The 12,896-nt window shown below is 53.2% G+C and carries 9 protein-coding genes; 6 read left to right on the top strand and 3 right to left on the bottom strand.

What is annotated here, in order from left to right:
* Genes nusA through infB form a run of 3 tightly spaced genes read left to right on the top strand, consistent with a single transcriptional unit; the run spans position 1 to position 4,762 of the window.
* Positions 1-1,617 (top strand): transcription termination factor NusA, encoded by a 1,617-nt coding sequence (gene nusA / locus QZ517_RS06010; protein ID WP_294223691.1) that lies wholly within the window; start codon positions 1-3, stop codon positions 1,615-1,617.
* A gap of 23 nt (positions 1,618-1,640) precedes the next feature.
* On the top strand, positions 1,641-2,273 hold the full coding sequence (locus QZ517_RS06005; protein ID WP_294223688.1) for an RNA-binding protein: 633 nt from the start codon (positions 1,641-1,643) through the stop codon (positions 2,271-2,273).
* Positions 2,270-4,762 carry a translation initiation factor IF-2 gene (gene infB, locus QZ517_RS06000; RefSeq protein ID WP_294223685.1) on the top strand — a complete coding sequence of 831 codons (2,493 nt, stop codon included), beginning with the start codon at positions 2,270-2,272 and terminating at the stop codon, positions 4,760-4,762. The genes QZ517_RS06005 and infB overlap by 4 nt, the downstream gene beginning before the upstream one ends.
* A gap of 381 nt (positions 4,763-5,143) precedes the next feature.
* Here infB and mutT read toward each other — a convergent pair whose 3' ends face one another.
* From mutT to QZ517_RS05985, 3 genes are read right to left on the bottom strand one after another with little or no spacing between them, the layout of a single operon-like run.
* Complete coding sequence (gene mutT, locus QZ517_RS05995) at positions 5,144-5,542, bottom strand: 8-oxo-dGTP diphosphatase MutT (RefSeq protein ID WP_294223682.1); 399 nt, start codon at positions 5,540-5,542, stop codon at positions 5,144-5,146.
* The gene (gene argJ, locus QZ517_RS05990; RefSeq protein ID WP_294223679.1) at positions 5,539-6,768 is read right to left on the bottom strand and encodes a bifunctional glutamate N-acetyltransferase/amino-acid acetyltransferase ArgJ; all 1,230 of its coding nucleotides are present in this window, start codon (positions 6,766-6,768) and stop codon (positions 5,539-5,541) included. The genes mutT and argJ overlap by 4 nt, the downstream gene beginning before the upstream one ends.
* Complete coding sequence (locus tag QZ517_RS05985) at positions 6,769-7,641, bottom strand: peptidylprolyl isomerase (RefSeq protein WP_294223676.1); 873 nt, start codon at positions 7,639-7,641, stop codon at positions 6,769-6,771. It lies immediately after the preceding gene.
* A 171-nt stretch (positions 7,642-7,812) separates the two neighbouring features.
* Between QZ517_RS05985 and secA the strand changes: the two genes are divergently transcribed.
* From secA to QZ517_RS05970, 3 genes are all read left to right on the top strand, one after another.
* Positions 7,813-10,524, top strand: a complete 2,712-nt coding sequence (secA, locus tag QZ517_RS05980) for a preprotein translocase subunit SecA (RefSeq protein ID WP_294223674.1) — start codon at positions 7,813-7,815, stop codon at positions 10,522-10,524.
* Positions 10,525-10,887: 363 nt separating this feature from the next.
* Positions 10,888-11,634, top strand: a complete 747-nt coding sequence (locus QZ517_RS05975; RefSeq protein WP_294223671.1) for a translocase — start codon at positions 10,888-10,890, stop codon at positions 11,632-11,634.
* A 21-nt stretch (positions 11,635-11,655) separates the two neighbouring features.
* Positions 11,656-12,896, top strand: a 1,241-nt coding sequence (locus tag QZ517_RS05970; protein WP_294223668.1) for a substrate-binding domain-containing protein, incomplete at its 3' end; no start/stop codon positions are given.

Below are 12,896 nucleotides of genomic sequence, written 5' to 3'. Positions count from 1 at the left end.
ATGGCAATCACCTCTGCAAACCAGCTTGAGCTGCTGCAAACCGCCGAAGCCGTCGCCCGGGAAAAAATGATCGATCCGGGTCTTGTGGTTGAAGCGATGGAAGAGTCGCTCGCGCGTGCGGCCAAAAGCCGTTATGGCGCAGAGATGGACATTCGTGTGTCTATTGATCGCAAGACTGGCAAAGCGACTTTCACACGCGTGCGTACGGTTGTCGAAGATGATCTGCTGGAAAACTACCAAGCTGAGTTCACTGTTGAACAAGCCAAGCAGTACATGGAAACCCCTGAAGTGGGTGCCACGTTTGTTGAGGAAGTGCCACCAGTAGAGATGGGTCGGATTGCGGCGCAGTCTGCAAAGCAGGTGATTTTGCAGAAAGTTCGCGAAGCCGAGCGTGATCGTCAGTACGAAGACTTCAAAGATCGCGCGGGCACAATCATCAACGGCGCCGTGAAGCGCGAAGAATTTGGCAATGTGATTGTCGATGTGGGCGGTGCCGAAGCTGTTTTGCGTCGCAACGATAAAATTGGTCGTGAGAGCTATCGTTCCGGTGACCGTGTGCGTGCTTTCATCAAAGAAGTTCGCCGTGAGCCACGTGGCCACCAGATCTTTTTGAGCCGCACCGCGCCAGAGTTCATGGCTGAGCTGTTTAAAATGGAAGTGCCAGAAATCTATGATGGCATCATTGATATCAAAGCCGTCGCTCGCGACCCTGGTTCTCGCGCAAAGATTGCTGTGATCTCCCATGATGGTTCGATCGATCCAGTGGGTGCCTGTGTTGGTATGCGTGGTTCGCGTGTGCAAGCCGTTGTGAACGAGTTGCAGGGCGAAAAAATCGACATCATCCCTTGGAACGAAGATCAGCCGACTTTCTTGGTAAATGCACTGCAGCCAGCGGAAGTCTCCAAGGTTGTCCTGGACGAAGAAGCCGGCAAGATCGAAGTGGTTGTGCCGGATGAGCAGCTGTCGCTTGCCATTGGCCGTCGTGGCCAAAACGTGCGGTTGGCAAGCCAGCTGACCGCGTTGGACATCGACATTATGACCGAATCGGATGAATCCGAGCGTCGTCAGAAAGAGTTTGAAGTACGCACCAAGCTGTTTATGGAAACGTTGGACCTAGATGAGTTCTTTGCTCAGTTGCTGGTATCCGAAGGCTTCACCAACCTCGAAGAGGTTGCGTATGTGGAAATTGACGAGCTGTTGGTTATTGATGGCGTAGACGAAGGCACTGCTGGCGAACTGCAGGCGCGTGCGCGTGATTTCATTGATGCCAAGAACAAAGCGGCTCTGGATGCTGCACGCGAACTCGGTATGCAGGACAGTCTGGTTGCATTTGAGGGCTTAACACCCCAGATGATCGAAGCCCTGGCTAAAGATGGCGTGTTGAACCTCGAGGATTTTGCAACATGTGCTGACTGGGAGTTGGCCGGTGGCTGGACCACCGATGGTGGTGAGCGCGTCAAAGATGACGGTGTTCTAGAGCCATTCGGCGTGACACTGGAAGAAGCGCAAGACATGGTCATGACCGCTCGCATTGTATTGGGATGGGTTGATCCTGCCGAGCTGGAAGCTGAAGCGGCAGAAAACGAAGAAAACGCATCCGAGGAGGCTGAGGCCTGATCTCAGGCCTCAGAGGGCGTGAGATGAGTCGCGGTGGCCGACCTGGCAAAAAAGGCGATACGCCAGAGCGCAAGTGCATTGTCACTGGCGCTGTGGCGCCAAAAGAAGGGTTGCTGCGTTTTGTGGTCGGCCCGGATGCGCAAGTTGTGCCCGACGTTATTGGCAAACTGCCCGGACGTGGCATGTGGGTAACGGCTTCGGCAGACACATTGGCGAAAGCATCCAAAAAGGGTGTTTTCGCGCGTGCCGCCAAACAGCAGGTGACGGTGCCTGATGATTTGCTCGCAGAAGTGTCCCGTCAGTTGGGCCGCCGCACTGTCGAGCTGGTCAGTTTGGCGCGCAAATCGGGCTCAGCTGTGACTGGGTATGAAAAAGTTAAGGACTGGCTGGTCAAAGACGAAGCCAAAGTTCTGCTGCAGGCCAGCGATGGTTCGGAACGCGGCAAATCGAAACTACGGCCTCCAAGTGGAGGCCACCACATAGATTGGCTTACATCTGCCGAATTGGGTTTGGCATTTGGGAGACAAACTGTGATACATGGAGCGCTTGCGTCTGGCGGACTCACAAAACGTGTTGTAGAGGAAGCCCTAAGATTAAAAGGCGTACGCGAAGATACGGTGGCAGCGGCCTCCGGGAAGGACAAGACATCCAGATGAGCGATAACGACGGTAAAAAAACCTTGGGTCTGCGCGGCGGCAACCGCCCCGGCAATGTAACGCAGAGCTTCAGCCACGGACGTAAGAAAAATGTCGTGGTGGAAACCAAGCGTAAGCGCGTTGTGGTGCCCAAGCCAGGCGCAGCCAAAACTGGTGGCGGTACGCCAAAAGCTGGTGGTGACCCTTCACGCCGCCCTTCCGGTATTTCGGATGCGGAAATGGAGCGCCGTCTGAAGGCTTTGCAGGCTGCGAAAGCCCGCGAAGCGGAAGATGCCGCCAAACGTGAAGCCGAAGAAAAGGCTCGCGCTGAAACGCGTGAGCGTCGCCGCTTGGAAGTGGAAGCCAAAGAGCGGGAGCAGCGGGAAGCTGAAGAAAAAGCCCGTAAAAAGGCTGAGGATGAAGAGCGCAAAAAGAAAGAAGTTGCGGATGCCGCTGCTAAGCGTGCGGCCGCAGAAGCGTCTGCGCCTGTGCCGTCGTCCACACCTCAGGGTCGCGGCGCACCAACTGGTAAACCTGCCCCTGCCCCAACTCCGCGTAAATCTGATCGCGAACGGGACCAACGTGGACGTGGCAAAGGCCGCGATGACGGACGTCGTTCCGGTAAGCTGACACTGGGCCAAGCGACAGGTGGTGAGAACAATCGTCACCGCTCCATGGCTGCGATGAAGCGTAAGCAAGAGCGTGCGCGCCAAAAAGCAATGGGTGGTCAGGTTGAGCGTGAAAAGGTCATTCGTGACGTGCAGTTGCCAGAAGCCATCGTGGTTTCTGAACTGGCGAACCGTATGGCAGAACGTGTTGCTGACGTCGTTAAGGCGTTGATGAACATGGGCATGATGGTGACGCAAAACCAAACGCTTGATGCGGATACTGCGGAACTCATCATTCAAGAATTTGGCCACAAAGTTGTCCGTGTTTCTGATGCCGACGTCGAAGATGTGATCTCCGATGCGGAAGACGATGACGGCGCAATGCAGCCCCGTCCTCCGGTCATCACCATTATGGGTCACGTTGATCACGGTAAAACTTCCCTGTTGGACGCTATCCGTGATGCGAAAGTTGTGTCTGGCGAAGCTGGTGGGATCACACAGCACATTGGTGCCTATCAGGTGCAAACTGATGAGGATGTGACACTGTCGTTCCTCGATACACCTGGCCACGCGGCGTTTACATCGATGCGATCGCGCGGTGCTCAGGTTACGGACATTGTGGTTTTGGTTGTTGCGGCAGATGACTCGGTCATGCCGCAAACTGTTGAAGCTATTGCACACGCGAAGGCGGCTAATGTGCCGATGATCGTGGCAATCAACAAGATCGACAGACCCGCTGCTGATCCCAACAAAGTTCGGGCAGAGCTGCTTCAACACGAAGTGATCGTAGAAGCGATGTCAGGTGACGTACAAGACGTGGAAGTTTCCGCGCATACCGGTCAGGGCCTAGAACAGCTGCTTGAGGCAATCGCGCTTCAGGCGGAAATACTGGAACTCAAAGCCAATCCGGATCGTGCTGCGCAAGGTGCGGTGATCGAAGCACAGCTTGATGTAGGCCGTGGTCCAGTTGCTACTGTTCTCGTTCAGAAGGGCACATTGCGTCAGGGCGATATCTTTGTTGTTGGTGAGCAGTACGGTAAGGTTCGTGCGCTGATTAATGACAAAGGTGAGCGTGTAAAAGAAGCTGGCCCATCGGTTCCGGTTGAGGTGTTGGGTCTGAATGGTACTCCGGAAGCGGGTGACGTTCTGAATGTCACCGCAACGGAAGCGCAAGCTCGTGAGATTGCGGAATACCGTGAGCAGGCCGCCAAAGACAAACGTGCTGCTGCTGGTGCAGCGACCACGTTGGAACAGTTGATGCAGAAGGCGAAGGAAGACGAAAACGTCGCCGAGCTGCCGATTCTGGTGAAGGCGGACGTACAAGGTTCCGCTGAAGCAATTGTTCAGGCGATGGAGAAAATCGGCAACGATGAAGTTCGTGTGCGTGTTCTGCACTCTGGTGTAGGTGCGATTACCGAAACTGACGTTGGTTTGGCTGAAGCTTCTGGCGCACCGATTATGGGTTTCAATGTTCGTGCCAACACTTCTGCGCGTAACACTGCCAACCAAAAAGGCGTAGAGATCCGCTATTATTCGGTGATCTACGATCTGGTGGATGACGTGAAGGCGGCGGCCTCTGGCTTGCTGTCTGCTGAGATCCGCGAAAACTTCATCGGTTATGCGGCGATCAAAGAAGTCTTCAAAGTGACGGGTATTGGCAAGGTGGCCGGTTGTATCGTTACCGAAGGTGTGGCGCGCCGTTCTGCTGGTGTGCGTCTGCTGCGTGACAACGTCGTGATCCACGAGGGCACTCTGAAGACGCTGAAGCGCTTCAAGGATGAAGTTGCGGAAGTTCAATCCGGCCAGGAATGTGGCATGGCGTTTGAGAACTATGATGACGTTCGTGCAGGCGATGTGATCGAAATCTTCGAACGTGAAGAAGTGACAAGGACGCTGGATTAATCCAGCGTCTTAATCTCGACAAAGAAAAAGGCCGTCTCAGTTAGAGGCGGCCTTTTTCTTTGGATTGTTTGATGTGTTCTTAGGAAATGGGCTTGCCCGAATACACGGTATCCCCAACTCGGATCGAAACACGGCCGTCTGGCAAACTTTTTACCACCTGACCTTGAATGGAAACACAACTACCAACTGTGATCGTCTTTAGCATGTCAAAAATCCCCATTTGATTGACACTCATGAAACAGTAAATTGGTTAACATTTGGTGTATTACACCGTCACATGGGTTTCATGTTAGGACACAAAACCCAATGAGGGAAGGTGTTCGTTTCTCAAATCGCTACAAAATGTTGCTATCCCTGCGGGCGTTTGCACACATTATGCCGTCAAAGCCAATCCCGCAAAATTGGGATCAAAGGAATGTCTGCTGGTGGCATTTCGAACTTTCGAAGGTCCTTGGAGTTAACCCAAGTCAATTTTTGGCCTTCTTGGGCGGTTGGAATACCCTTCCACTTGCGACATGCAAAAAGCGGCATGAGCAAATGGAAGTCATCGTAGCTATGTGACGCAAATGTGAGCGGCGCAAGGCAGCTTTCCCAGGTGTCGATGCCTAGTTCTTCTTTGAGCTCGCGGACAAGGGCGACCTCCGGAGTTTCACCAGCTTCAACTTTGCCGCCAGGGAATTCCCAAAGACCAGCCATGGATTTTCCCTCAGGCCGCTGCGCAAGCAAAATTCGGCCATCTACGTCTATGAGCGCTACGGCAGAAACCAATACAGTTTTCACGAGCGATAATCCGCGTTGATGGTGATGTATCCATGGGTGAGATCACAGGTCCACATGGTGTCAGACGCGTCTCCAAGTCCTAGATCAACATGCAGAACAATGCTCTGATTTTTCATGTACGTCGCGCCGTCATCTTCATTGTACGAGGGGGCAACCCAACCATTCTCTGCGACAAGAATTTCGCCGAAACGTATACTTAGTTTGTCCCGGTCCGCTGCGGCCCCAGATTTTCCGATGGCCATAACAATGCGCCCCCAATTGGGGTCTTCGCCAGCAATGGCCGTTTTTACGAGCGGCGAATTTGCAATGGCACTGGCATGGATGCGTGCGTCGGCCGGAGACTTGGCACCAGACACTCGGACTTCAACAAACTTTGTCGCGCCTTCTCCATCGCGTACAACCTGATGTGCAAGGTCGAGCATCACCTCATGTAGTGCAGATTTAAACGCTTTGCTCTCTGGCGTGACCTTCACACCCGCAAGGCCGGTTGCGGCGACCAACAGAGTGTCTGACGTTGATGTGTCGCTGTCGACAGTAATGGCATTGAAAGTGACCTCATTGAGCTCGGAAACAAAAGTTTGCAAGTCAACACGGTCTATCATGGCGTCTGTGAAAATGTAGACCAGCATGGTTGCCATGTCCGGAGCAACCATGCCGGACCCTTTGGCGATCCCCGCAATTACAACAGCCTGACCATCAATTTCGATTGTTTTTGATGCGCCTTTGGCAAACGTGTCCGTTGTCCGAATGGCCTGAGCGGCCTGCTCAATGCCGTCAGTAGACAATCTGTCGCGCAACTCCTGTAGTTTCTCCGTGATCCGCTCGTGTGGCAACGGTTCGCCAATAACTCCGGTGGAGGAAGAGAACACACGTGAGATGGGCACACCCACACAATCTGCAACTGCTTGGGTTACTGCATCAACTGAACGCTCCCCATTGCCACCTGTAAAGGCGTTGGCGTTGCCAGCATTTACAATGAAAGCAGCTCCTGATGGGGCATCGTTGCCAATTTTTGATTGGCAATCCAGGACAGCAGCGGATCGCGTTGCCGATTTGGTGAACACTCCAGCGACTGAGCTACCTGGCGCCATAACCGCAAGCATAACGTCTTTGCGGCCCGCATATTTAACGCCCGCTTCTACAGCTGCAAAAGACACGCCTTTGACGAAAGGAAGTTCGGGGAAGGACGCAGGCGCTAAAGGCGAGACATGGTCAATTTTGGCCATTTATTGGTCCTGCGCGGAAATTGGATTCAACAGTTGGATTTGTGTCAGAACACTCGGGTCGATGCCTTCGGCGCCCGTCTGGTCAACCTGAGCGTCAGCAGTAGTGGTGGCGATAAAAGACTCCACCGCGCGCCGTTGTGCTTCGGATTCAAGTTCCGCCTTCGCGTCTTCAAACGATGGGGCAAGTGACTTGCGGGCGTCATTCAGCAAGATCAGATGCCACCCAAACTGAGTCTGAACCGGCTGGGAAATTTCTCCCACTGCAAGTCCGACAACAGCTTCTTCGAAAGGCTTGACCATTTGTCCCATACCGAACCAACCTAGGCTTCCACCGGATGCACCGGAGGGGCCTGTCGACTTCGCCTTTGCAGTCTCGGCAAAATCGGCCCCGTCCGTAAGTTCCTTACGGATTGTCTGCGCTTCTTCCTCCGTTGGGACAAGAATGTGGCTTGCGCTGAACTCTTCCTCACCCACAAACCCTTGATACTTGTCATCATAGGACGCACGAAGCTCATCGTCGCTCAAATTGTTTTGCAACACGAAGGCTTCAAGTGTCTCTGCGGCCAGTAAAGTCCGACGCTCGTTGTTCAGAGCGATTTCCACACGTTGCGGAATTGCCTCGCCCAGACTTTGGGCTAGTGCCGTTTGTTGCACCAGTTGTTCTAGGATGCTGCCAAAAAGAACATCGCTGGGAATTGATTGATATTGTTCCGGCAAACCCGCCCTTACCGAGATCATTTCGCCAAGCGTTATGACTTCGCCGTTGACGGTGGCAATTACAGTGTCAAGTGACGGAGACTCCTCTGCGATTGCTGGCAGTGCGCCACAGATTGCAATCACGCTTGCACGCAAGAAATTGAGGTGTTTTGACATCGTTTGGTCCTTGGCTTGTGCCGCGTGAGTTGGCGGCGTTGACACTGTTCCTGACGCCCCTTACATCGCTTTGAGGTCTAGGCAAACAGGCTGTTTCCCCGTTTCTAGAAGCACAGGGCCAGGACAGCAAGAAATAGCCTCGCAAGAAAGCGTCAACGAAGGACAAGTTATATGCTCGGTTTCGGAAAACTCGCCAAAAAAGTTTTTGGCACGCCCAACGATCGATTGGTCAAGGCGGCGCGTCCGATCGTTGAAAAAGTCAATGCGTTGGAAGCCGAATTCGAAAAGCTGACCGACGAGGGCATCAAGAACAAAACCAAAGAGCTGTCTGATCGGGCGAAGGGCGGAGAGTCATTGGATACGCTTCTGCCCGAAGCTTTTGCCAACTGTCGTGAAGCTGCGAAACGCGCGTTGGGATTGCGGGCTTTTGATGTTCAGTTGATGGGCGGTGTCTTCCTGCATCAGGGCAACATCTCTGAGATGAAAACCGGTGAAGGTAAAACTCTTGTTGCGACATTTCCGGCATACTTGAACGCGCTGACCGGTAAAGGCGTGCACGTGGTCACCGTGAACGACTACCTCGCCAAACGCGACGCTGAATGGATGAGCAATGTGTTTGGTGCGTTGGGCATGACAACTGGGGTTGTTTACCCACAGCAGCCTGAAGATGAAAAACGGGCAGCTTACGCCTGTGACGTAACCTACGCGACCAATAATGAACTGGGCTTTGATTACCTGCGCGACAATATGAAGGGTGAGCTGGCTGACATGTCACAGCGAGAGCATCACTATGCGATCGTGGATGAAGTGGACAGTATTCTGGTTGACGAAGCGCGGACGCCGTTGATCATCTCCGGCCCGTCACAAGACCGGACTGAGATGTATGTCGCGATCGATAAACTGATCCCGGATCTACAGGACGATCACTTTTCTTTGGACGAGAAATCCAAAAACGTTACCTTTACTGACGAAGGCAATGAATTTCTGGAAGAGCACCTTCAGGCGCGCGGTTTGCTGCCAGAAGGGCAAAGTCTGTACGACCCTGAAAGCACAACCATTGTGCACCATGTGAACCAAGGCCTGCGGGCACACAAGCTTTTTACAAAAGACAAAGATTACATTGTACGTGACGCGCAGGTGGTTTTGATTGACGAGTTCACTGGGCGCATGATGGCAGGTCGCCGCTTGTCAGAGGGCTTACACCAGGCGATTGAGGCCAAAGAAGGCTGCGACATTCAGCCTGAAAACGTGACGTTGGCTCAAGTGACATTCCAAAACTATTTCCGTCTCTACAACAAATTGGGTGGCATGACCGGTACAGCCGCTACAGAAGCGGAAGAGTTCCAAGAGATTTACGGCTTGGGTGTTGTGGAAGTGCCCACAAACCGCGGTGTTGCTCGCAAAGATGATGACGACGCAGTCTATCGCACAGCGCGTGAGAAGTTTGACGCAGTTGTCGACACCATTAAGGAAGCCAATGAAAAAGGGCAGCCGATCCTTGTGGGCACCACCTCCATCGAGAAGTCAGAGTTCCTGTCCGGCTTGCTGGAAAAAGCGGGTGTAAAGCATAGCGTCCTCAATGCGCGTCAGCACGAACAGGAAGCGCAAATTGTTGCAGATGCTGGCAAGCTTAACGCGGTCACAATAGCGACGAATATGGCTGGTCGCGGCACTGACATCAAACTTGGCGGCAATGTTGAGTTTAAGGTGTTGGAAGCGATTGCAGCCGCGCCAGAAGGCGACCACGAGCAGATTCGGGCAGATATCGAAGAATTACATAAAGGTGACGAGCAAGCCGTGAAAGAGGCAGGTGGCCTGTTTGTACTGGCCACCGAGCGCCACGAAAGCCGTCGAATTGATAACCAACTGCGCGGTCGTTCTGGTCGTCAGGGTGATCCTGGGCGGTCTTCTTTCTTCTTGAGCCTTGAAGATGATCTAATGCGGATCTTTGGATCCGATCGATTGGACAAAGTTCTGTCGTCTCTTGGGATGAAAGAAGGCGAGGCGATTGTACACCCGTGGGTGAACAAATCCCTAGAACGTGCTCAAGCCAAAGTGGAAGGTCGCAACTTTGACATCCGCAAACAGCTGCTGAAATTTGACGATGTTATGAATGACCAACGTAAGGTGGTCTTTTCCCAGCGTCGTGAAATTATGGAAGCCGCAGACTTGTCTGAAATTGTTCAGGACATGCGTCACGAAGTGATTGGCGATTTGGTGGAGCAGCATTTGCCGCCGAAAACTTACGCAGACCAGTGGGATACCGAAGGTCTTTATGCGTCCTCCATTGAGCACCTGGGCGTCGACGTGCCAGTGATTGAATGGGCTGCAGAAGAGGGTGTGGATGACGACAATATCCGCGAACGCCTTGAGGATGCAGCTGATGAGATGATGGCGGCGAAGGCGACCAACTTCGGGCCGGAAGCCATGCGCATGATCGAGAAACAGATCTTGTTACAAACCATCGATTCAAAATGGCGTGAGCATCTTTTGACGCTGGAGCATTTGCGGTCTGTAGTTGGATTCCGTGGCTATGCACAGCGTGACCCTCTCAACGAATACAAGAACGAAGCATTTCAGTTGTTTGAGAGCATGCTGGACAGTCTGCGATCGGATGTCACCACCACCCTGTCGCGTGTGCGCCCAATCTCTGAAGAAGAACAGCAACAGATGCAGCAGGAAATGGTGATGCGCCAGCAAGCTTTGATGGCGCAGGCTCAAGCTGGCGCTGCGCCTAAACAAGACAATGTGGAGGCTGCCGGAGAAGCCGCAGTCGGGTTTGACGAGAGCGATCCGACAACTTGGGGCAACCCCAGCCGGAACGACACTTGTCCATGCGGATCCGGCAAAAAATTCAAGCATTGCCACGGCCGCTTAGCCTGAAATGTGAACCAAACCTGACAGACAAAGATCAAAAGGGTGCCTTATGGGTGCCCTTTTTCTTTGTGAGATTGCCCGAAGGAACAGCACCCAGCCTAAGGAGCACTCATGCCCAACCTAAAAAACATCTGTCGACGGAATGCGTTGTCATTTGTCTCGGCGTCGTTGGCGGTGTGTATCGGTTTTGCAATGCAATCCTCTGAGGCAGCGATCTTGGTCGGTGAAGGGGAGGCAGAGCCGCCAAATTCAACCGGCTCGATCCCATTTCCAAAACAATTCGCCCTTCCCCGGTTCTCTACGACTGAGAGGTTGCCAAGTCTGCCAAATGATCATAGGCACCGCATCGCTCCACTTCAGGAGCCGGTTTTGGTTGCTGTCGCCGACGATATACCAGTGGGGATTTTGCCGGTTGAAGAAGCCGCGCCGAGATTGGGATGTGTACCCACAATGTCTGCGGAGGCAGCGGCCGGTGCGCTCATCGACGTGCACCTTTCAGCCTCGTGTTACGCGGCCGAGACCGTAATGTTTACGCATGGGGACCTAACTTTTCACATGCAAATGCCGGCTGAGGGGCCTTTGAAAGTGCAACTTCCGGCACTTGTTGAAGTGGCGGAAGTTAGTGCCTCATTTGCCATTGGAGATACAGTAACTGTGTCAACGGTTGTCGACAGTCTCGCATTTTACGATCGGGTTGTGATTTCTTGGTCCGGATACAATGGCGCAGAGCTGCACGCGCGTGAGTTTGGCGCGTATTATGGTGAGGCTGGACATGTTTGGCGCGGGCAGCCACGGGACGTAGGAGCTTTGTCTGGTGGTAAAGGAGGGTTCCTGATCCGACTGGGCAACTCAGATCTATCGATTGCAAGACAAGCTGAGATCTACACTTTTCCCGCTGGCCTGTCGAGCCAAGTGGGTGACGTGAAAGTCAGCGTGGAAACTGAGGTCACAGAGGAGAACTGCGGCAAGCCTTTGAAAATCAGGAGCAGCGCACTTCGGCAGGGGCAAGTTACCGACCAACATGAATTAATGCTGCAAGTGCCGGATTGCTCGGCAATTGGTGAATTTCTGGTGTTGAAAAACCTTGTTGAAGACCTGACAATCGCGCAAAATTAAGCTGGCGGTCAGGACATCATCATGATGCTATTTCGTGCGGCGGTTTGCGCCGCACTTTTTGTTTTGGGTGGAGTATCGTCAGCCTTTGCGCAAGATGTACTCTTAAAGTCGCACGACGGAGAAGTTGAAATTTCAGGAACGCTTCTGGGGTTTGACGGAGAGTTCTACCGTGTAGAGACCGTCTACGGCGAGTTGACCGTTGATGGATCCGGTGTGTGGTGTGAAGGTCCTGGATGTCCCAACCTTATCAATTATGTAGCCGAAGTTTCGATCTCTGGGTCTTCGACTATGGCAGAAGTGTTGATGCCGGCGCTGTTGGAGGCTTTTGCATTAACTGAAGGCTATCTCGTGACGCGGGAAAGCGAGTCCGTGCACCGCTTCACATATCACCTGGATGAACCCGAAACGAAGCAGCGGCTGGCGACCTTTGATTTTCATGCCAGCAACGCGGACGAAGGGTTTGCGGATCTTTTGGCGGATGAAGCTGATATCGCAATGTCTCTGCGTGAGATTCGACCAAGAGAGGCTCAATTGGGGTATGAGGCCGGTTTGGGAGACATGGGAGATGTGAACCGCAGCCGCGTGTTAGCATTGGACGGTATGGTGCCAGTGGTGTCTGTTGGAAACCCGGTTTCCTCGGTGTCTCTGAACCAATTGGCCTATGTTTTTGCGGGAAAAATTACCAACTGGAGCGAACTGGGCGGGCCTGATGCACCGATCACGTTGCATTTGATGGCGCCGCAATCTGGATTTGCACAGGCGGTCGAAGATCAGTTGATGAAGCCCTCCAAAATGTCCTTAGACGAATCGATTGTGCGGCATGAGCGGAATTTGGCGTTGGTAAATGCGGTGGAACGCGATCCGTTTGCCATTGGAATCGCGTCTTATGCGAACACGGGCAATACCAAACATCTGACTTTGATGGGGCAATGCGGATACTCCTTGGCGGCGTCCCGGCGTACAATAAAAACGGAAGACTATCCGCTTAACGCCCCGATGTTCTTATATTTTCCGGCGCGCAGACTGCCAAAGTTGGCGCGAAATTTCTTGAGCTACACGCGCAGCCCCTCCGCGCAGATTGTGATTCGGCGGGCTGGATTTGTCGATCAAACGGCGGAAGAGATTCCTATCAACTTTCAAGGCGACCGTTTTGCCAACGCGATTGCATCGGCAGGCAAGGAGGTGTCTTTGGAGAGCGTACAGGGGCTTGTGGGGACTCTGTCGGGTATGAAACGGTTGTCGACCTCGTTTAGGTTTCAAAC

Origin of the sequence: uncultured Shimia sp., assembly GCF_913054185.1 — a bacterium.
Classification (GTDB): domain Bacteria; phylum Pseudomonadota; class Alphaproteobacteria; order Rhodobacterales; family Rhodobacteraceae; genus Shimia.
The sequence above is the reverse complement of the archived record's forward strand: the minus strand, read 5'-3'. Positions and strand labels throughout refer to the sequence as shown.

Bases quoted from the DNA above. Each gene is read 5' to 3' on its own strand.
- nusA (WP_294223691.1), top strand. From the start codon at position 1: ATGGCAATCACCTCTGCAAACCAGCTTGAGCTGCTGCAAACCGCCGAA.
- QZ517_RS06005 (WP_294223688.1), top strand. From the start codon at position 1,641: ATGAGTCGCGGTGGCCGACCTGGCAAAAAAGGCGATACGCCAGAGCGC.
- infB (WP_294223685.1), top strand. From the start codon at position 2,270: ATGAGCGATAACGACGGTAAAAAAACCTTGGGTCTGCGCGGCGGCAAC.
- argJ (WP_294223679.1), bottom strand. From the start codon at position 6,768: ATGGCCAAAATTGACCATGTCTCGCCTTTAGCGCCTGCGTCCTTCCCC.
- QZ517_RS05985 (WP_294223676.1), bottom strand. From the start codon at position 7,641: ATGTCAAAACACCTCAATTTCTTGCGTGCAAGCGTGATTGCAATCTGT.
- secA (WP_294223674.1), top strand. From the start codon at position 7,813: ATGCTCGGTTTCGGAAAACTCGCCAAAAAAGTTTTTGGCACGCCCAAC.